The organism is Pseudoalteromonas sp. '520P1 No. 423' (genome assembly GCF_001269985.1).
Taxonomy (GTDB): domain Bacteria; phylum Pseudomonadota; class Gammaproteobacteria; order Enterobacterales; family Alteromonadaceae; genus Pseudoalteromonas.
In genome coordinates, this window is the sequence record NZ_BBZB01000001.1 from 1,281,780 (window position 1) to 1,303,381 (window position 21,602).

17 protein-coding genes are annotated in these 21,602 nt (G+C 36.3%); 11 read left to right on the plus strand and 6 right to left on the minus strand.

Annotated features, from left to right (window positions below; all coding sequences use genetic code 11):
• Nucleotides 1-100 precede the first annotated feature (100 nt).
• Complete coding sequence (gene tolC / locus PSA_RS05895) at nt 101-1,426, minus strand: outer membrane channel protein TolC (RefSeq protein WP_042146573.1); 1,326 nt, start codon at nt 1,424-1,426, stop codon at nt 101-103.
• A 191-nt stretch (nt 1,427-1,617) separates the two neighbouring features.
• Here tolC and PSA_RS05900 point away from each other — a divergent pair, with 191 nt between their 5' ends.
• The 9 genes from PSA_RS05900 to PSA_RS05940 all read left to right on the plus strand — a co-directional run bounded on the left by PSA_RS05900 (nt 1,618) and on the right by PSA_RS05940 (nt 11,087).
• Nucleotides 1,618-2,232 (plus strand): NUDIX domain-containing protein, encoded by a 615-nt coding sequence (locus PSA_RS05900; RefSeq protein ID WP_042146464.1) that lies wholly within the window; start codon nt 1,618-1,620, stop codon nt 2,230-2,232.
• Nucleotides 2,229-2,687 carry a DUF1249 domain-containing protein gene (locus PSA_RS05905; protein WP_042146467.1) on the plus strand — a complete coding sequence of 153 codons (459 nt, stop codon included), beginning with the start codon at nt 2,229-2,231 and terminating at the stop codon, nt 2,685-2,687. The genes PSA_RS05900 and PSA_RS05905 overlap by 4 nt, the downstream gene beginning before the upstream one ends.
• Nucleotides 2,674-3,462 carry a metallophosphoesterase gene (locus tag PSA_RS05910; protein WP_042146469.1) on the plus strand — a complete coding sequence of 263 codons (789 nt, stop codon included), beginning with the start codon at nt 2,674-2,676 and terminating at the stop codon, nt 3,460-3,462. The genes PSA_RS05905 and PSA_RS05910 overlap by 14 nt, the downstream gene beginning before the upstream one ends.
• Nucleotides 3,455-4,027, plus strand: coding sequence for a YqiA/YcfP family alpha/beta fold hydrolase (locus tag PSA_RS05915; RefSeq protein WP_042146470.1), 573 nt, complete (start codon nt 3,455-3,457; stop codon nt 4,025-4,027). The genes PSA_RS05910 and PSA_RS05915 overlap by 8 nt, the downstream gene beginning before the upstream one ends.
• Nucleotides 4,028-4,086: 59 nt before the next feature.
• On the plus strand, nt 4,087-5,976 hold the full coding sequence (parE, locus tag PSA_RS05920) for a DNA topoisomerase IV subunit B (RefSeq protein WP_042146472.1): 1,890 nt from the start codon (nt 4,087-4,089) through the stop codon (nt 5,974-5,976).
• 87 nt (nt 5,977-6,063) lie between these two features.
• Nucleotides 6,064-8,358 carry a DNA topoisomerase IV subunit A gene (gene parC / locus PSA_RS05925; protein WP_042146474.1) on the plus strand — a complete coding sequence of 765 codons (2,295 nt, stop codon included), beginning with the start codon at nt 6,064-6,066 and terminating at the stop codon, nt 8,356-8,358.
• Between the two features lie 168 nt (nt 8,359-8,526).
• The gene (locus tag PSA_RS05930; RefSeq protein ID WP_042146476.1) at nt 8,527-9,228 is read left to right on the plus strand and encodes a 1-acylglycerol-3-phosphate O-acyltransferase; all 702 of its coding nucleotides are present in this window, start codon (nt 8,527-8,529) and stop codon (nt 9,226-9,228) included.
• 41 nt (nt 9,229-9,269) lie between these two features.
• Complete coding sequence (rraB, locus tag PSA_RS05935) at nt 9,270-9,605, plus strand: ribonuclease E inhibitor RraB (protein ID WP_042146478.1); 336 nt, start codon at nt 9,270-9,272, stop codon at nt 9,603-9,605.
• Between the two features lie 249 nt (nt 9,606-9,854).
• Nucleotides 9,855-11,087 carry an HD-GYP domain-containing protein gene (locus tag PSA_RS05940; RefSeq protein WP_042146480.1) on the plus strand — a complete coding sequence of 411 codons (1,233 nt, stop codon included), beginning with the start codon at nt 9,855-9,857 and terminating at the stop codon, nt 11,085-11,087.
• On the opposite strand, the gene PSA_RS05945 is transcribed toward PSA_RS05940, so the two are convergent.
• Nucleotides 11,026-11,376, minus strand: coding sequence for a hypothetical protein (locus PSA_RS05945; protein WP_042146482.1), 351 nt, complete (start codon nt 11,374-11,376; stop codon nt 11,026-11,028). The genes PSA_RS05940 and PSA_RS05945 overlap by 62 nt on opposite strands.
• Before the next feature lie 220 nt (nt 11,377-11,596).
• Here PSA_RS05945 and PSA_RS05950 point away from each other — a divergent pair, with 220 nt between their 5' ends.
• Nucleotides 11,597-12,856 (plus strand): outer membrane protein transport protein, encoded by a 1,260-nt coding sequence (locus PSA_RS05950; protein ID WP_042146574.1) that lies wholly within the window; start codon nt 11,597-11,599, stop codon nt 12,854-12,856.
• Between the two features lie 109 nt (nt 12,857-12,965).
• On the opposite strand, the gene PSA_RS05955 is transcribed toward PSA_RS05950, so the two are convergent.
• Nucleotides 12,966-13,802: a mechanosensitive ion channel family protein gene (locus tag PSA_RS05955; protein ID WP_042146484.1), complete on the minus strand. Its 837-nt coding sequence runs from the start codon at nt 13,800-13,802 to the stop codon at nt 12,966-12,968.
• Between the two features lie 144 nt (nt 13,803-13,946).
• On the opposite strand from PSA_RS05955, the gene PSA_RS05960 reads away from it, so the two are divergent.
• Nucleotides 13,947-15,752 (plus strand): DUF885 family protein, encoded by a 1,806-nt coding sequence (locus PSA_RS05960; protein WP_042146486.1) that lies wholly within the window; start codon nt 13,947-13,949, stop codon nt 15,750-15,752.
• A gap of 146 nt (nt 15,753-15,898) precedes the next feature.
• Here PSA_RS05960 and PSA_RS05965 read toward each other — a convergent pair whose 3' ends face one another.
• From PSA_RS05965 to PSA_RS05975, 3 genes are all read right to left on the minus strand, one after another.
• Nucleotides 15,899-16,516 (minus strand): LysE family translocator, encoded by a 618-nt coding sequence (locus PSA_RS05965; protein ID WP_042146488.1) that lies wholly within the window; start codon nt 16,514-16,516, stop codon nt 15,899-15,901.
• A 289-nt stretch (nt 16,517-16,805) separates the two neighbouring features.
• Nucleotides 16,806-20,138 carry an efflux RND transporter permease subunit gene (locus PSA_RS05970; RefSeq protein WP_042146489.1) on the minus strand — a complete coding sequence of 1,111 codons (3,333 nt, stop codon included), beginning with the start codon at nt 20,136-20,138 and terminating at the stop codon, nt 16,806-16,808.
• A complete protein-coding gene (locus tag PSA_RS05975; RefSeq protein ID WP_042146491.1) occupies nt 20,138-21,283 on the minus strand; it encodes an efflux RND transporter periplasmic adaptor subunit in 1,146 nt (381 codons plus the stop codon). Before PSA_RS05975 ends, PSA_RS05970 begins: the two co-directional genes overlap by 1 nt.
• Nucleotides 21,284-21,602: the final 319 nt, after the last annotated feature.

The following is a 21,602-nucleotide window of genomic DNA, read 5'->3' on the forward strand; positions in this document are numbered from 1 at the left end:
GGTAATAAGAAAGGCAAGATTATAAGCGAGGTAGATAGTTTATTGAAAGTAGTTTATTGAAACTAAAGGAGAGCGAATACGCTCCCCTTTGAGATATAGCTTAGTTTAAGCCGCGATTAATCGCTTCAATATCAGCTTTGTTTAATGTTCCTGCTGCTTGTTTTAAGCTTAAAGTTGATACAACATAGCGATAACGAACAGCTGATAAGTTACGTTTAGCATCAAATAAATTACGTGTGCTTAGTAAAACATCAACGATAGTACGCGTACCAACTTCAAAACCAGCTTCCGTTGCTTGTAACGCACTTTGTGCTGAAACAACAGCTTGTTCTAATGCTTTGTAAGTTGCAATATCTGATACAACTTGGTTGTAAGATGTACGTACATTACGTGTTACAGAGCGATGAGTTGCTTCTAAATCTTCGCTGCTACCAACAAAATATGCACTTGCTTGATTTACGGCTGCTTGTGTTGCGCCACCAGAATAAATAGGTACAGCAAAACTTAAACCAACACTTGTGCCATCAGTTCTAGGCATCGGAGAATCATTTAAAGAATCACCATAAGACGCATTTAAAGTTAATTTAGGGTAATGACCTGCTTTAGCCTCTTCAATTTGTACTTTTGCAATATCAACTGCAACTTTAGCAATTTGAAGTTCGATATTTTTATCTTCAGCTACTTTGATGAAATCATTACTTTGCTTAGTTGGGCTAACAGTAGAAAACTTAGTTGTATTAAGAGGGTTTAGTTTTGCGTGATATTTACCTGTAATTTCACGTAATTGCTCTCGAGATGTTTCAACATCATTTTTAGCTACAATTTCACGGGCAACTGCGTTATCAAATTGAGCCTGTGCTTCGTGAACATCAGTAATGGCAGTTAAACCAACTGCAAATCTTTGTTTAGTTTGTTCTAATTGACGTTCAATGGCACGTTTTTCAGCTTGAACAAATTCTAAATCATCCATATTACCTAGCACATCAAAGTAGGCGTTAGATACACGCACGATTAATGTTTGCTGTGCAAGGTCATAGCTTGCTTTAGATTGCATCGCTTGTTTTTGTGCTATGTCTAAGCCTTTCCAAGCACCTAAATCAAATAATGATTGTTGTAAGGATATGCCTCGTTTAAATAGATCTACATCGCTATCGGTTGAGTCAAATTGTAATGTATCTTCGTTAAACTCATAACCATTACTATTTGATTTATCATAACTCATTGAGAAGTTAATTGATGGTAATAAGGCGCTCATAGCTCGGTCAATACCATATGTTTGTCTATCAGCATTTGATTTTGCTTTTAATACTGTAGGATCGTTTGCCGTTGCAATTTCAAAAACTTGTAGTAAATCTTCGGCGAAAGTATTGCTTGCAGCAAAGCTACAACTTAAACCGATTAAGGCTGATAGTATTGTTTTATTCATTTTTCGCATCATGTGAGTCGCGTCCGTTATCAATTTTTCTTTATTTAATTGCAAAGATGTTAAACTGTTTTTACGTGAAATTTAAAAACTAATACGTAAAATAAGGTATTCAAGTGTAACAGAATATATTTAATTTTCTGGAACAAAGGTACAATAATATAGATTTGTGCAATAGTTATTTAGGTCTATATATGAACAATATCTCAATTTTCAAGAGCAAAGACATCGATCTTATTGAAAAAGAAGCAGTATATGATGGTTTTTTTAAAATTGAACGCTATGGATTTCGTCATAAGTTATTTGCTGGCGGCTATTCGGATCTTGTTTATCGTGAGATATTAGAGCGAGGCCATGCGGTTGCTGTTTTACCTTATGATGCTAAAACTGATAGTGTTTTATTAATTGAACAAGTACGTATTGGCGCATTAGATCCTGCTTTAGATAAATCACCTTGGTTATTAGAATGTATCGCTGGCATGGCTGATGGTTCTGATAATTATCAACAAGTTGCAATAAGAGAAGCCCAAGAAGAGGCTGGGTTAGAACTCGATGATTTAACCTTTATGATGTCTTACTTATCAAGTCCAGGCGGCACAACTGAGCGTCTCTATCTTTATATGGCACAAACTGATTTAAGCCAAGCTGGCGGATTATTTGGCTTAGATAATGAAGATGAAGATATTAAGGTACATGTAATGCCAAGAATACAAGCGATGGAATACCTTAAAAATGGCATAATTGATAACGCTGCGACTGTGATTAGTTTACAATGGTTAGCATTGAATTTAGATAAGTTTAAATCATGACTCATTTATTAAAATCTCAAAAATATATACCTAATTTGCCAGCATTTATGACTGTGTGCGAGCAAAATTATTTTCGAGTTATGAAATTAATGCCAAAAACAGAAGCTGTTGGCGATACTAGCAAGATAGATGTTGAAAAATTTTGTTACCAACTCGAGATAACTGCTACCTCTAGATTTACAACTGATATCATATTTAAACAAATCAGTAGCAATGTGATTGGCTTTATTAATCCTAAACTTTTAGTGCGTGTTTACCATGATGCCAGAATGGCTGAAGTGATTAGTCCTGATTACTTAAAACGTATTAAACCTTCAAATGAATACCCAAACCCATTAATGCATCAAAAAGATGAAAAATATCAGGTGAATGCATTTTTATTAGATTGGTTGGATCATTGTATTACTCATGGCCGTGCTAATTGTTTGTGGGATGTGAATCATGGATTGGTTTGATGATCGTTATCAAATAAATAAATCAAGTATCACAATTGCACATTTTACGGATTGTCATTTATTTGCTCACAATAGTGGTGAGTACTTTGCTGTAAATACATCACAAGCATTAAAACAAACGCTTAAAGATATCAAAACTAACAAACCCGATTTAGCTATTTTTGGTGGTGATTTAACCCAAGATCATACTATTGCGTCTTATGAGAGGTTTGTTGATTTAATTCAAAGTGAAGAATTGGATTTTCCGGTATTTTGGTTGCCAGGTAATCATGATGAATTAGAAATGTTTACAGCGGCATTTAAAGAGCAGAGTAATTTACTGAATCATAAATGCATTGATACGGCACATTTTCAAATTTTATTACTTAATAGTAAAAGTGAAACGCCATCAGGGTTTATAAGTAACACTAAATTAATGGAAATTAAAAAACAGGTAAATGGCAGTGAAAAGCCGACTATTATCTTTGCTCATCATCACCCATTAAAAGTCGAAGGTTATATAGATAAACACATATTAACCAATGGTGAGCAATTACTAACTCAGTTGAGTCAAACACATAAAGTGCCTTTGTATGTGCATGGTCATGTGCATAATGAATATGACAGAAGCTATAAAGGTATCGATATTTATGCAACGCCAGCAACATCAATTCAATTTAAAAAAAGTACAACTGATTGGCAGCAAGAAAATTTAGGAGCTGGCTATAGATTAATTAATATAAACGAGCAAGGAGAGCTTAATACACAAGTCATTTGGGTGAAAATCCATGACTAAAGCACGTGTTATATATGTACATGGGTTTAATAGTTCACCTGAATCATTTAAAGCTAAGCAATTTGGTCAATATCTTAAACAAAAATTTAATGATAGAGTAGAATACCTAGTTCCATGTTTAAATCATGAGCCATTAGCGGCATTAATTACATTAGAATCATTAATTAATGATAAAACGGTTTTAATTGGTAGTTCTTTAGGTGGTTTTTTTGCTACCTATTTATCGCAAAAATTTGGTATTAAAGCAGTTTTAGTTAATCCTGCAGTTATGCCTTTTAATTTAATGAAAACATATTTAGGCGAGCAATATAATCCGTACCAAGATTATAGCTATCAACTTGAGATGAGACATGTTACGCAATTAAAGCAGATACATATTGCAAAATTGCATCAGCCTCAATTAGTTTATTTATTACAGCAAACAGCTGATGAAGTTTTAAATTACCAAGATGCAGTAAAGTATTATGCTGATGGCAGACAAACAGTAGAATTTGGTGGCGATCATAGCTTTATAAAATTTGAGCGTCACTTTGAAAGTATTGCTAATTTTTTAGAAATAGCTTAAAAATAAAACAATTAATCAAAATAATTAATCAAAACATAATAAGTAAGAATATAGCAATTATGAGTGAACAAGATTATAACGCAGGGTCAATTGAAGTATTAAATGGCCTAGATCCAGTAAAACACAGACCTGGTATGTATACCGATACCACGCGGCCTAACCATTTAGGTCAAGAGGTTATCGATAATAGTGTTGATGAAGCTCTCGCAGGGCATGCTAGTAAAATTGATGTTATTTTACATACTGATAATTCTTTGGAAATTGTGGATGACGGTCGAGGAATGCCTACTGATATTCATCCAGAAGAAGGTATTCCTGCTGTAGAACTTATTTTTGTTAAATTGCATGCTGGTGGTAAATTTTCAAATAAAAATTACCAATTTTCAGGTGGTTTACACGGGGTAGGCATCTCAGTAGTTAATGCATTATCGACGCGTGTTGAAGTAACTGTAAAGCGTGAAGGCAATCAATATCAAATGGCCTTTGAAAATGGTGATAAAGTTGAAGATTTATCAATCACAGGCACTGTAGGAAAAAGAAATACAGGTACTAGCGTACATTTTTGGCCTGATCCAAAATACTTCGATTCTGCTAATTTTTCTGTTTTAAAGCTAACACACTTACTAAAAGCAAAAGCTGTTTTATGCCCAGGTTTGAAAATTCGTTTTATCAATAAACAAACCAAAGAAACGCTTGAATGGGAATATGCCGCTGGCTTAGAAGATTATTTAAAAGAGGCTGTTAAAGGTTTTGATTGTTTACCTGAGCAACCTTTCATTGGTAACTTTAATAGTGAGACTGAAGGCGCTGAATGGGCTGTTGTTTGGTTACCAGAAGGTGGAGAAGGCATTGCTGAAAGTTATGTAAACTTAATTCCAACTGCGCAAGGCGGTACACATGTAAATGGTTTACGCCAAGGTCTTTTAGAGGCGATGCGTGAGTTTTGTGAGTTTAGAAACCTATTACCGCGCGGTGTAAAGCTGACACCTGATGATATTTGGGATAAATGTAATTATATTTTGTCGGTTAAAATGCAAGATCCGCAATTTGCCGGGCAAACCAAAGAGAAACTATCATCTCGTGTGTGTGCCGCATTTGTAGCAGGTGTTGTAAAAGATGCATTTAGCCTATGGTTAAACGAACATACAGATAAAGCTGATTTACTTGCTGAATTATGTATTTCAAATGCGCAAAAACGTATGCGAGCAGCTAAAAAAGTTGTTCGTAAAAAAATTACATCAGGCCCTGCATTACCAGGTAAGTTAACCGATTGTTCAGCCAATGATGTTGAACGAACTGAACTATTTTTAGTGGAAGGTGACTCTGCAGGTGGTTCAGCAAAACAAGCTCGAGATCGTGATTTTCAAGCGATAATGCCGCTTCGAGGTAAAATTTTAAATACGTGGGAAGTCGATTCTGGCCAAATATTAGCATCAGAAGAAGTACATAATATCTCTGTAGCCATAGGCATGGATCCAGATTCAACCGATTTATCACAATTACGTTACGGTAAAATATGTATCCTAGCGGATGCCGATTCAGATGGTTTACATATCGCCACTTTATTATGTGCGTTATTTATGATGCACTTTAGAGTATTGCTTGAAAAAGGCCATATCTATGTAGCCATGCCACCACTATATCGTATTGATATTGGTAAAGAAGTTTATTATGCCCTTGATGAAGATGAAAAAGATGGCATATTAGATCGCATTGCAGCAGAGAAAAAACGCGGAAAAGTGAATGTACAGCGATTCAAAGGTTTGGGTGAAATGAACCCATTACAGTTAAGAGAAACAACCATGGATCCAAATACCCGTCGTTTAGTACAACTTACTTTAGATGACGAAGGCAATACCATTGAATTAATGGATATGTTGTTAGCGAAAAAACGCGCCAGTGACAGAAAACAATGGCTTGAATCTAGTGGCGATCGAGCAGAAGTATAAATTAGCTGTAAAGCTTTATTAAAGATCACAGAGCGGCGTTTTGTGTTTTAGTACTCAGAATAAAAAAGTTAAAGAGAATAAATAACAATGACTGATGCAACAGATTTAAGTTTGCAAGGCATAGAACAACAATCAATGGGGCGCTTTACTGAAGACGCTTATCTTAATTATTCCATGTACGTGATCATGGATCGTGCATTGCCACATATTGGTGATGGCCTAAAACCTGTGCAACGTCGTATTGTATATGCGATGAGTGAATTAGGTTTATCTGCAGCTGCAAAATATAAAAAATCAGCGCGTACTGTAGGTGATGTATTAGGTAAGTTTCACCCTCATGGTGATAGTGCATGTTATGAAGCTATGGTTTTAATGGCGCAACCTTTTTCTTATCGCTATCCATTAGTCGATGGGCAAGGTAACTGGGGTGCCCCAGATGATCCTAAGTCATTTGCTGCTATGCGTTATACCGAAGCGCGTTTATCTAAATTTTCTGAAGTATTACTGAAAGAATTAGGCCAAGGAACAGTTGATTGGACGCCTAACTTTGACGGTACCATGAAAGAACCTGTTGTTTTACCTGCACGTTTACCACATATATTATTGAATGGTATTACAGGTATTGCTGTTGGTATGGCAACTGATATACCACCGCATAATGTTAGAGAAGTCGCACAAGCATGTTGTTTATTATTAGATAAACCTAAAACTGAACTTGATGATGTTTTAGAGCTAGTTCAAGCGCCTGATTATCCTACTGATGCAGAAATCATCACGCCAAAAGCAGATCTAAAGAAAATTTACCAAACAGGTAAAGGCTCTGTGAAAATGCGCGCTGTTTATGAAGAAGAAGATGGCGACATAGTGATCACAGCCTTACCGCATCAATGTTCTGGCGGTAAAGTTTTAGAGCAAATTGCAGCGCAAATGTTAGCTAAAAAGCTGCCTATGGTTGCAGATTTACGTGATGAATCAGATCATGAAAATCCAACACGTATTGTGATCATGTTACGCTCAAATCGCGTTAAAGTTGAGCCTTTAATGTCGCATTTATTTGCTTCAACTGATTTAGAAAAAAGCTATCGTGTTAATTTAAACATGTTAGGTTTAAATGGTCGCCCACAAGTTAAAGATTTAAAAACTATTTTATCAGAATGGCTGGTATTTAGACGTGAAACAGTGCGCAGGAAACTACAATACCGTTTAGATAAAGTATTAGCTCGCTTACATATTTTAGAAGCTTTATTAGTCGCGTTTTTAAATATTGATGAAGTGATTGAAATCATTCGAACAGAAGATAAACCAAAACCAGTATTAATGACGCGTTTTGATCTGACGGATATTCAAGCTGAAGCGATTTTAGAATTAAAACTTCGCCACCTTGCTAAGTTAGAAGAATTTAAAATTACAGGTGAGCAAGACGAGTTAGCAAAAGAGCGTGATAAATTAGAGCTGACTTTAGGTTCTGAGCGTCGCATGTCTACTCTAATCAAAAAAGAAATCATTGAAGCTGCTGAGCTTTACGGCGATGACAGACGTTCACCTGTTGTTGAGCGTCATGAAGCAAAAGCAATGAGCGAAAAAGATTTAATCCCTTCTGAAGCGGTTACTGTAGTGTTGTCAGATAAAGGTTGGGCACGTTGTGCTAAAGGTCATGATATTGATGCGCAAGGACTCAATTATCGCTCAGGTGATGAATATAGGGCTTCAGCTAAAGGGCGTAGTAACCAGCCTGCAATATTCTTAGATTCAGCTGGACGGGCTTATACTTTAGATGCCCATGGTTTACCGTCTGCGCGTAGTCAAGGAGAGCCTTTAACAGGGCGATTTAATCTTGCCGCAGGCGTGAATTTTGAACATGTATTAATGGCTGAGAACGAAAGCATGTTTTTAATGGCCTCTGATGGCGGTTATGGTTTTGTAACGTCTTTTAGTGATTTAGTGAGTAAAAATAAAAGCGGTAAGGCACTCGTCAGTGTTCCTGAAGCTGCATTATTAATGACACCAAATAAAGTGAATGATATTGCCACAGACATGTGTATGGCCATTTCGAATGAAGGACGTATGCTGTTATTCCCATTACGAGATCTACCTAAACTTGGCAAAGGTAAAGGCAATAAAATTATTTCAATACCCACTGCCAGAGTTAAAACACGAGAAGAGTTTGTAAAAGTACTTGCTGTTGTGCCCGCTAATAGCCATGTTACTTTACTTGCAGGTAAACGTAAGCTCACGCTAAAACCAACAGATCTTGAACATTATTATGGTGATCGTGGTCGCAGAGGTAATAAATTACCAAGAGGCCTGCAACGTGTAGACGCAGTTGAAATTGAGCAACTGCAGGCACAAACAAATGAATCTGAAGTAACTGACGATAAATAGTGTCTCCTTTCAAAACACTTAATAAATTATAAACCCCGCAAGGGGTTTTTATTTGCCTAAAAATTTTGGTTTAAAGCTTACACTTGTAAGCTAAAACATGCTTTTTTTATTAAATAGGGTATACTGCCCGCGAATATTTTATTTGTATTTTTTGCTGAGGGTTTTCATTTGTTAGCTGCTATCCGATTATTATTAATTGCTTTATTTATATTAATAAGTGGGTTACTGGGGTTATTAATGTGCATTATCGTGCCATTTCACCCAAATCATGTTCATCGTTGTGCCACTTGGTATAGCCAAATTGCTAAATTATTAGGCGTTAAAATTGAAATCATTAATGCACCTGATGAGTCAAAAAGTAATTCAGTAGTGTATGTTGCAAATCATCAAAATAGCTATGATATTTTCACGATAACAGCTGCTGTGCCACAAAGAACGGTAAGTATAGGTAAAAAAAGCTTAAAGTGGATCCCGTTTTTTGGCCAATTATATTGGTTATCAGGTAATATCTTAATAGATCGTAAAAATAGAACAAAAGCAGCGGGTACAATTAGTAAAGCCGCCAACAAAATAAAACAAAAAAACCTATCAGTTTGGATGTTTGCTGAAGGTACGAGAAGTTACGGTAGAGGTTTATTACCTTTAAAAACAGGCGCTTTTCATACAGCATTGCAAGCTGATGTGCCTGTTGTTCCTGTATGTATGAGTACTACACATAAAAAAATCAATTTGAATCGCTGGAATAATGGCACTATATATATTGAGTTTTTAGATCCGATTATTTTAAATAAAGAATCTAGTGTACGCACGCAAGCGAATGAAGTTCATGCTATCATGGATAGTAAGATCAAACAGCTTGATACTTTGTAATCAATAGCTGAAAATAAATTGAAAATATAAGAGTGAAATAAATGGAAAACTGGCGTGAAATAAGTGAAGACATCGTAGATTCATTATTGGAAGATGGTTCTGATCCTGAAGTACTTTATGAAGTGGAACATCACTTTGTATGTGATGACTTTAAACGTCTAGAAACAGCTGCATTAGAAGCTTTTAAATTTGGTTATGACGTTGAAGATCCAGCAGAACTTGAGCTTGAAGATGGCGGTAAAGTGTGGGGTTTCGACATCGTTGTTGAAGCTGAGCTCAATGTAGATGTAATAATGGAAGATGTTGATAAACTGTCAGCATTAGCCAAAGAAATGGATGTAGAATACGATGGTTGGGGCACTTACTTCCAAGAGTAATCGATACCAATTCTAATAAATACATGCTCATTTATATTTGATCATTAACTCATCAGAATTGGTATATTTAAATTGAGCAACATATCTTGTTGCTCAATGAATCTTTCTCACCTTTAATCCTCTATAAAACCAATACTAAAGTCTCATTTTTAGTTTAAATACTAGACAGTCCCCATTCTCAATGTTAAATTCGGGTAAATTTTTTGTGTTTCATTAATTGAAAATTCATTCCTCTAATAGAAGTCGTTTATGCTTAAAGCCTTATCTATATCTGAATTACGTCCAGGGATGTTTGTAAAAAATGTAAGTAAACAAAAGAAAAAGCTAAAGATTAAAACCCATGGTTGGGTACGTAGCCAAGCATTAATAGACAAGCTCAAAAGTGAAGGCATTCTTGAGGTGATTGTAGACTTTACTCAATCTGAAATTGCACAAGACAACACTGAAACAGATATAGATAAAACATCAGAAGCTGACATCAAAGCAGCACCTAGCAAAGAAAACCGTAAATCAAAAAAGAAACCTATCCAAGAAGATATAAGCTTAGATAAAGAGTTCTCAAAGGCCTGTATTGCGTATGATCAAGGGCTAAATAAAGTTAGAACCATACATCAAGATATTGCTGCAGGTATGCAAGTTGATATCAATATGCTCAATGATGTAGCTAATGACATTGTTGATTCTGTATTTAGAAATGAAGATGCAATGGCTGTACTTACTAGGTTAAGGGATAAAAATGCCTATCCTTGGCGTCATACGATTAATACCGCGATTCTTATTTCTGTTTTTGCACGTTATTTGAAGTATTCAAAACAAGCTGTATTTCAATTGGCTATGGGGGCTTTATTGCATGATTTAGGTCAAGCAAAAGTACCACAAGGTGTTATTAATAAACTTGGCAAACTCAATGAACTTGAAACTAAAGCCATGAAAAAGCACGTGGCACAAGGATTCAATTTATGTAAAGGGCAAAAAGGGGTCACCCCAGTAATGCTAGATATGATCATCAATCATCATGAAAGATTGGATGGTAGTGGTTACCCTAGAGGCATTAAAGAAGATAAATTAAGTAAAACAGCACGTATGATCGCAATTGTTGATGCTTATGATGCTATGACAGCTGATAGAGTGTTTAAGCAAGGGTTAGAGCCAATTAGTGTCTTAAGACATTTATTAGGTCAAAAAGATAAATACGATACATTACTAGTGCAACAGTTTATAAAGTGCATGGGCGTTCACCCGGTAGGTTCAATTGTAAAATTAACATCAGATAGACTTGCTATCGTGATCGAAGGCAATAAAAGTAATCCAATTCGGCCTAAAGTGAAAGTGTTTTATAATGCAAAACACAATCACTATATAACAAGTAAAGATGTACATTTAGCTTCTGAAGATACATCTTTAAAAATAACATCAGGCATTAGACCACAAGATCATCAAATAAATTTGAGTCGCCTTTTGAAAGAGCAGCTGATTGCTTAACTGCTTTATTTATCTTTTTATTTGTTGAAAATAAAGTAGGTAAAGAGAAAATAGCCGTTAAGTGAGAACCTATCATAAGTAACCAGCATAAAGTGCCTAAAGCACTGCCTAAACTAATCGAAAACGCACCCAGAGAAAAACAAGTAAACGCGATACCAACAAACCAATAACGTGTCATTCTATTATCATGATCTAATAATTCTCTTGTTGCGTAATAAATACTTCTTTTAAAAGTATGAACAGCAACTAAACTGCTACTTATGGCAAACAATAAAATGACTATATCCATGACTAAAGCTTCCTTTTATCTCTGAATGAAAATGAGTGTTAATAATATTACATAAAAACCACTTTGTAAATGATAATTATTATCATTTAGTGTTTTTTTATTAGGATAAATACACTATTTCTTAACAAAACAGGGCTTTCGGTCACTTTAAGTTACAGTTACCGTCGGTAATATCAGGTAGGCTAGGATTCACACAGATTATATCTATAGGTTTAAATTGATAACATTTAATAAGACTTTATTAGCAACAAGCTTAGCTTGTTTATCTTTCAATAGTTTTGGTGCTGCTTTTCAGCTTGCTGAGCACAGTGCAGCAGGTTTAGGTCGTGCATTTGCTGGTGAAGCTGCAATAGCCGAAGATGCTTCTGTTGTAGCGCGTAACCCTGCGCTAATGGCTCAATTTGATAAAATGGTACTAACCGTTGCTGGTAGTTACATTAGCCCTGACGTTCAATTAGAAGGCACTAGTGCACCAGCACATACTGATCCAAGCGAGTTAGACAGTGACAACATCGGTCCTGCAGCTGTTATTCCAGCTGCATATTTTATTGCGCCTATTAACGATGATGTCGCTGTAGGTTTTGGTCTTTTCTCTAATTTTGGTTTAGCGACAGAGTTTGATGAAGATTATGCCGCAGGTCAAGTCGGTGGTGAAACATCAATCACAACAGTTAACTTTAATGCCAATGCATCTTACCGTGTAAATGAAAACTTTACTGTTGCTGGCGGTCTTAACTTAGTGTACGCAGAAGCTGAGTTAATTAGAAACTTTGGTGAAACAGCGCTTCCATTACCTAGAGAGACAGTGGCAGCTGATTTATCAGGTGATGATACGTCTTTTGGTTGGAATATTGGCATAGCCTATGAAATCAACGATGGGAATCGATATGGCTTTAGTTACCGTAGTGAAGTAGATTTGGGCTTTGAAGGCGATTATAGCAATGGTTTACCGCCAAGCTTAGGCGGTTTAGGTGAAGAAGTCGTACCTGGCGCTTTAGATTTAACATTACCTGCAATTATGGAGTTCTCAGGTTTCCATCAAGTGAAAAAAGACGTAGCGGTACACTACAGCATTATGTGGACAGGCTGGAGCAGTGTAGAAAATCTAGAAGGTTTTGTTGAAGGTTCTGATACTCCTGTATTTGCTAAAGAAGAAAACTTTTCAAATGCGATGCGTTATGCAATTGGTGCAACATATGATTACAATGAAAAAATCACATTACGCTCTGGTATTGCTTACGATGAAACACCAACAGATCCAAATCATTTAACGATTTCAATTCCAGATACTAACCGTATTTGGGTGAGTGGTGGTATGAACTACCTATTAGATGATAATTCATCTGTAGATTTAGGTGTAACTATCGTTAAAGGCGGAACGGAAAACTTCACTGAAACTGATGATTTAGGTCAAGAGTGGAGCTTTGAAACATCTGGCGGCGCTTATATATTTGCAGCACAGTATAACTTCGCTTTTTAAGCATAAAAAGTAGTCGTTTAAATATCAAAAACGCGAGTTGATATTTTGATAAAAAAGCCCTTAAACATGATTTTTTGAGGGCTTTTTATTATTTTTATCGTTGTAGAAGCTAGTCTTCTTGCTCATTTTTATTAATTGTCACGATTCTTTGAGGGAAAGGAATTTCAATTTTCTCAACTTTTAACGCATCAAAAACTGCTAAATTAACCTGTAATTTAGTGGCAATTAAATCTGTCGTTGGTACCCAATAGCGATAGCTGATTGATATGCTGCTATCAGCAAAGTTATCAACACCCACTTGTGCTCTTGGTGTTTGTGTAATTGCAGTGATATTTCCTAATACTTGTGCAATGACACTAATGGCTTTATGTGGGTCATTATCATAAGCAATGCCAACTTCACCTTCTACTAAAGAATATTCAAATGAATTATTGATCACTTCACCCACTAAATGCTTATTAGGCACAGTGATCTCTACATTATCTTCGTTACATAAAATGGTGACACCTAGCTCAATCGATTTAACTAAGCCAGATACATTATTTACTTGTATGGTATCTCCCACTTTAAAAGGGCGAGTTGCGATAATAGCCAAACCAGCACCATAATTTGCTAGCATGCCTTGTAGCGCTAAACCCGCACCTAAAGATGCAGCACCTATGGCTGCAACGAATGGCGTAACACTTACACCTAATTTTCCTAAGGCAATAATCACTACCATAGTAATGAATAATGCTTTAACAACATTGCTTACAAATGTACTTAGAGTGATATCTATTTTATGTTTTTGCATTAATTTAAAAATGAATTTAGACAGTTTTTGGGCTATCCAAATACCAATTAATAAAATAAATAGTGCTGCAACAACTTGAAAGCTGTAAGTGACTAAATACTCCATAACAATTGCATACATGCGCTCAAATTCTTTTATTTCAGATTCAATCATTTTTCATTCTTAATTCACAAGTGAAAATATATCCAAATTAATTGGTTATATAGGTTTCGTTTTATTAATACAGAATATACACTGACAAAAAACGAATACCAGAAATTTCTGGTACAAAATTAGTCTTTTAAAAAAGTGCCTCTCATGAAAAATAAAACCTTACTTTCTTTGGCTATATGCGCATCATTAATGGGTTGTGTTGAGTCAAAACTTCAAGAAACAGCGGCAGTAGAACAAAAAATTCAACTATCTGAAAATAAAAAAATAGAAAACATCGTTGAAGCATACTTTGATGAGGGTTTAGCCTTTAGTCCAATATCAGGCACTTTTGTTGGCCAACCTCAATATAACGATCAATTCTCTCCACCGATCAGTGCTGAAAATCGCGCAAAAGAATTGGCTTTTGTTAAAAAATATCAAGATAAAATTACTAAAATAAATATTAATAAATTAACAGGTCAGGCATTACTGACTTACGAGATTTTTTCTCGAGATTTAGCGTTAGCAGTTGAAGGTGATAAATTTTTAGATCACCTTTTACCAATTGATCAAATGGGTGGCGCACATAATACATTTGCAGGGTTAGGTTCAGGTCAAAGTGCTCAGCCTTTTAGTACAGTACAAGATTTTAAAGACTTTAGATTAAGAGCTGAAGGTTTTGTAACTTGGCTTAAAAGTGTTCAAGTGGCCATGAAGCAAGGCACAGAGCAAGGTGTAGTATTGCCAAATGTGTTAGCGGTTAAGCTATTGCCTCAATTTAAAGCCCATGTTGTAACAGATCATACTCAATCAGTATTTTGGATGCCTGTTGCGGCTATGCCTGATACTTTAACTGAGCAAGAGAAAGCTAAAATAAAGTCAGCGCATAAAAGTATGATTTTAAATAGTTTAGTGCCTGCGTATCAAGACATGGTGACCTTCTTAGAGCAAGATTATATACCTAAAACACGTGCAAGTGTGGGTTACAGTGAATTGCCAAACGGTAAGGCTTGGTATGAATACCAAATAAAAACAAATACGACTCTAGACTTATCAGCCAATGAAATTCATGAAATTGGTTTAAGTGAAGTATCACGTATTTTAGGTGAAATGAAAAAAGTAAAAGAGCAAGTAAACTTTAAAGGTGACTTAGCTGCATTTTTTGTTCATTTAAGAGAAAGTGATGAGTTTTATTATGATACACCCGAAGAGCTCATTGCAGCTTATGAACAAGTAAAACAAAAAATAGATGCAAGCTTACCCCAGTTATTTGATATAGCGCCAAAAGCTGATTATGTTGTAAAAGCGGTAGAAGACTTCAGAGCAGCATCGGCTGCGGGTGCTTCTTACCAAGGTCCTGCGCCAGACGGTTCTCGCCCTGGTATCTTTTACATCAATACCCATAACTTAAAAGCACAACCTAAGTTTTTATTAGAAACCTTATCGATTCATGAAGCAGCACCTGGGCATCACTTCCAAATCGCATTACAGCAAGAAGTTGAAGCCTTACCACGCATTCGTAAATTTGGTGGCTATACCGTATTTGCTGAAGGTTGGGCGTTATATGCAGAAAGCTTAGGTAAAGAGCTAGGTTTATTCACTGACCCATATATGTGGTACGGCCGTTTAGTTGATGAGCAATTACGTGCAATGCGCTTAGTACTAGATACAGGTTTTCATGCAAAAGGCTGGACCCGTGAGCAAGGCATTGAATATATGAAAGCAAATTCATCTATGGCTGCCAGTGATATTGAATCTGAAGTTGAGCGTTATATTGCATGGCCAGGTCAGGCATTATCTTATAAATTAGGTCAATTTAAAATTCGTGAACTACGAGAGTATAGTGCTAAAGAGCTTGGTGATAAGTTTGATGTTAAACAGTTCCATACTCAAATTCTAATTGATGGCGCTTTACCTATGCCAATTTTAGAAGCGAAGATCAAACGTTGGGTCGCAAGCCAAAAAGTATAAAGATAAACCTGCTTCGCGGATTTATTGAGGCTACTTGGTAGCAGCGCAATAATTAGAAAAACAAGTTATTGTTCTAATAAAAAACACCTTATTGTCATTAATGATAGTGAGGTGTTTTTTTATAGATTATTTTTGACAAGGAAGTATTAGCCTAATGCTAACCAAATACCAACTCCTACCATTAAACTGCCAGCTATACGGTTCATCCATTTGATATTATCACCGCGGCTTAAAAATAGTCTTAAGCTTTTTCCGCCAGTGGCATAGGCCATCATACTGGTAAATTCAGTGATCATAACAACGCTAAGTAGCATGATTAACTGTGGTGCAACTTCCCGTTCTACGTTTATAAAAGGCGGCAATAAAGAAATCATAAATGCCCATCCTTTAGGATTGGCGATAGCTGTTACTAGACCTTGAGTAAATAAGGACTGTCGGCTGACATCATGTTGTTGATTCTCATCTATCGCCATCTTACCTTTTGATAACCACATATTGATGCCAATATAAGCTAAATAGGTACCTCCTAGCCATTTTAATATTTCAAAAATGTCAGGATAATTGAGCATCACGCTAGCAACCCCTAACACAGCTGCAATGGCAACTAGCGCTACGCCAATGAGCTCTCCTATCATCATCCACATAGTGCGACGCACCCCGATACTCATACCTAAGGTCATAGCAAGCGTCATGCACATGCCCGGTGTGATAGAAACAAAAAAGAAAGTCGGGATAAAAACCCCTAAGATAGCTAAATCAAACATATCGATATTAACGGTAATAAAAAAGCTATAGTAACGAATTGATATCAATGCATCTACTAGAAAAAGAATTATTGGAGTGCTGGGCTTTTTAAATTGTATTTTTGTTCATTTTTATCATTGAACCAGGCTGGGTTCATAGGCTTTTTTTTATTAGTGAGTGTGGCATTTGCATTCCAATCTTTGAAGATGAAGTTAGATTGTATACAATTTTAAAGAAAATAAAAATCCCAGCATAAGCTGGGATTTTGTCAGTCATCAAATGATATCCATATCATGCAAAGTTTTTACACTATGCGGCTTCCTTTAACTGCGGATCATCAAGTTTGCGGTCTTGATAATCTTTCTCAGTTATCATAAAGCTTAATATGATAGGCACTAGAATTAAAGTAAATACGGTTGAGACAACTAAGCCACCAACAACTACTGCACCTAAACCTCGGTAAAGCTCACTACCGGCACCAGGCATCAGAACTAGAGGTAACATGCCACCTACAGAGGTTAAAGTCGACATCATAATAGGGCGAACTCGGCTCTCAACAGACTCTTTTATAGCCAAGCGTGGGCTGATTGTTTTTTGTTTCAAAATATTTAAAGATTGATGAACAATCAAAATAGCGTTATTTACCACAACACCCGCAAGTATCACAAAACCTAAAATAGTCAGTACATCTAAGTTTTGTATTGGTGTATACCTGTCCATAACGCTTACCCAATGCACGCCAGATAGCCCCATAAATCCACCCAAAGTTGCAAGAGGTACAGTTACTAATATTACTAACGGGTATTTCCAGTTTTGGAATAAAACAACCATAACGAGATAGATAACTAGCATAGCTAAGAAAAAGCTAGAACCTAGCATGCCAGTGAAAGAACCATCACCTAATAAAGCGGCTTTAATATCATTTAGTTTACCAGCACTACCTGCAAGGTTAACTTCAACTAAAGGAGAAATTGCACCTTGAGTTCTGAGTTCTTCAACCATGCTATTAATAGAAGCAATTGCTTGCTCTAATGGCATACCAGCTGGTGGCGTAAACTGTAAAGTAACCGCACGTTGGCGCGCAACATGTTTAATTTGATCTGCACTTTGACTGCGCTCTAATACCGCTAAAGATTGTAAATCAACTACTTGTCCTTCAGGTGTTGCTAAAGGCGTTTGCAACAACTCATCAATAGGGAAATCTGTTTGCTGCGCATTGCTTACAATTTTAATATCTTTTAACTCACCGCCAATTTCAAAGCCATTCATTAAAATAATGCCATCTCCATTTGCTTGCACTGCCAAGCCTAAATCACGACGAGACATATTTAATTCAGCTAATCTTTCGTCAATTGGCTTAATTGCAAGCTCAGGTGTTGGTAATAAAAAGTTAGCAGGTTCTGGTAAAGTGGCATAAGGGCCATAGTTACCAATTAACTTAAATAGTAATGCTGTGGCACCTTGGGTTATTTGCGGTAAATCATCACCTACTAAATCAATTTGAATGGCAGATCCAGTTGTACCACCTGTATTAAATAGTGGGAATTGAAAAGCAAAACCGATTACATCTGGTGCGTTTACACCCATTAATGTTTGATTTAATAAATCAACGGCATCAACGGTTTCTTTAGCATTCATAGGGATCATGCCATGTAATACCTGACCACCCATAGCGACTAAAAAGTAATGATCGATTTTAGGCGCTTTAATGACAGAGCCATCCATTAAATGTACATCAGGACGGTTATCGACTGTTGATAAAGGGCCGTTACGTAAATTAGCTTCAGCTGTAAATCTATCGCCAGATATTTCCCAAGCAGGGCGAAGTTTCTCTTCGATACGATCACCAATTTCTGATATTTGATCTAAATTATAGCCCGGTGGTGGCACCATAAAGCCAAAAGCAAAGTTACGGTTACCTTTAGGTAAATAATCCATAGGTGGAATTAATATAGCGATACCCACTAAGGTAACTACTGCAAAGCTGCCAATGACAGTTAATCGTTTTTTAGTGCTGCCAGAAATTTTATAAACAAAATTACCAATTTGTGATGGCACTTTCTCAGCTCTTGCTGATAGCTTATTTAATATAGGATTCTTGATTTGAACTTGTTTGCTCTCAGAACGGGCTCTTAATAAGTGTGCGCCGGCAACGGGTATTACTAATACTGAAACAATAAAGCTGATAGAAACCGCAGCCATAATCGCTAAAGAGATATCTCTAAATAGCTGACCTGCACTATCTTGAATTGTTAAAATTGGAATGAATACTACAAGCGTTGTTAAAGTTGATGCAAATACAGCACCGGCTACTTCTTGTGTACCTTCAACACTGGCTTTTAATGGCTTTTTACCCATTTCTAAATGACGAAATATATTTTCGATTACTACAATTGCATTATCAACTACCATACCAACAGCAAAGGCCATGCCCGCCAGTGATACGATATTAATCGAGCGACCTAAAGCCACTAAAACAACAATAGAACCCACCATAGAAATAGGAATTGCGATAGCAATTACGCCGATAGTTCTTAATGATCTTAAGAATAATAATAAGGTTAATACAGCAAGTAATCCGCCTATTAAGATATTGCTTTGTACTAATGAAATCGCATTTTCAACATAACTAGAAGAATCCCAAGTCAGTACCATTTCAAATGTGCCTGTTAAACCCAGTTTTTTAGCATGTTGTTCTAATAAACCATCCGGTGCATTTAGTGCAGCAAACTCAGCTTTTAGCTTATTCATGGTATCCAGTAGATTGGCACCATTAGCAAGTTGGAAATTGAAAAATGGCATTTGTACGCCACGTGCACGTACCCAGTCAGTCATTTCTTTGTAAGTTTCTACAACTTCTGCAATATCTTTTAAATAAACAGGGCCATTAACATCACGGCGAATAACAGTATTGGCAACAGTTTGTGCATCGCTAAAGCGACCCATAGCACGTACTCGAATATCATTTTTACCGTCAGGTAATTTACCACCAGAATAATTACTATTAGTTAGCTGTATTGCATCAACAAGTTCACTGTAACTGATGCCATAGTTAGCTAATCGAGTAGAATCAAAACGTATTTGTAATTCACGTTCACGGGCACCTAAAATACCTACTTTTGATACACCTTCAATATTCTCTAATCTAGGACGTAAACGACGCTCCATAAAGTCATATAAAGTTGTATTATCAAATGTTGGATCTGTTGCTGCCAAACCAACCCAAGCAATATAATCAACCGACATAGGATCTATGCCCTCAACGGTTGGTTCGCTTACACCGTTAGGATATGCAGGAACTTCATTTAGCTTTTGCACTACTTCAGCTTGCGCTTGTGCGATATCAGTGCCTGTTTCAAACTCTAATCTTAACTGAGCAGCTGATGTTTGACTGATACTGGTCATAGAAATTAGACCGGTCACATCGCTAAGTACTTTTTCTTGTTCAGCAACTACATCTGACTCAATTTCTTCAGGAGACGCGTTTTCCCAAAAAGTACGAACACTGACAACAACAGAGTCCACAGTGGGGGTCATTTGAACAGGAACTTGATTAAAAGCTAAGATCCCCGCCATGATAGAAAGTAAAACACCTACAATGACGCTAATGGGCTGCTTTACAGCCGTTTCAACAATTTTCATTATAATGCCTTTGTATTTGTTTCATCAGCTACAGCCATAACAGGACCAGGCATTAACCTTTCATTACCTTCAGTGATTACCTTGTCATCTGCTTTTAACATCGGACTCAATACTGCCGCGATATTGCCTTGATGAAATACAACAGTGACAGGAATTACTTCAGCCATTTGTTTTTCATCTTTTTGATTCACTTTATAAACTAAAGTACTTGTACCACGCTGTACTATCGCATCTTTTGGTACAGTTAAGTATTGCGTTTTAGCGCCTTCTGGTAACCAAGCTTCTACTGACATACCAGGCATTAAACCTTGAAACTCAACTTGGCTAACAACTTTGAATGTACGGGCTCTGGCATCTACATTACGTAATACTTTAATGTTAAAACCATTTAGCATTTTATCGCCTACACTGAGACCTACTTTAGTTGGAATTGATGTCATGGTATGAGCAAAACGCTCAGGTACATCTAACCAAGCCTCTAATTTACCTTGAGAAGTTAAAGTCAGTGCGTTATCACCTGCACCTAACCATTGACCAGGTTCAGCGATTCTTTGGGTAATTTGTCCATTAAAAGGGGCTTTAATTGTCATATCATCTAAGCGTACTTCAGCAATATTTAATTGTGCTTGTAATGCCTTTATAGCTTCATGGGCAGCAATCACATTGGCTTGACCAGATAAAGCGGCAGTTTTACTTTGGCGAAGCCTTTGTTCTGAAATCGCATTTTTATTTGCAGAATGTTTGTAAGCAATATAATCGTCTTCAGCTAAATTAAACTCAGCTTGTGCTAAAGCATGCTTTGCTTGTGCAAGTGCTAATTCGGCCTCTAGTCGAGACTTTTCAGCTAACATTTTACGGTTATCTATTTGCAACAATTCTTGACCAAGTTTTACTGAGTCGCCTTCATTTACAAAAACTTTTATCACAACACCCGCTTCTGCAGATGCAATATGAGTTTGTGTTAAAGCTTTTAAAGTGCCAGTTACACGTTTATGTGATTGTAAGTCTTGCAGTGCAACACTTGAAAAGCGCACAACTTGATTAGCTGACACGTTATATGAGAAAAAGAGTGAAGCAACACTCATAATTAAAAGAATACTTAAAATAGATTCTTTTAATACACTTGAAAATGAATTTTGGCGCATATCATCCCCCGACAATATTGTTGTTGAATATTTGTAAATTATTAGACCAGTCGTCTATTTGTGTATTTTTGATTATTTTGCGATCAGATGCAAGATCGAATTTATGTTTTTTTTTATTCTATTTTAAATTTTCAGTTATATAATACCAATTGTATTAATTAACTCCCGCTGAATGGGAAGTTAATTAATACAATTGGTATAAGAGATTTGATTAATAAATTTTGCAACGGAATGTTTTTAAAATGGGTTTTTGTATGCGTGTGTGTGATGTAGTTTGATTGAGACTATTTGAATTGTTTTAGCTTAAGACATAAAAAAG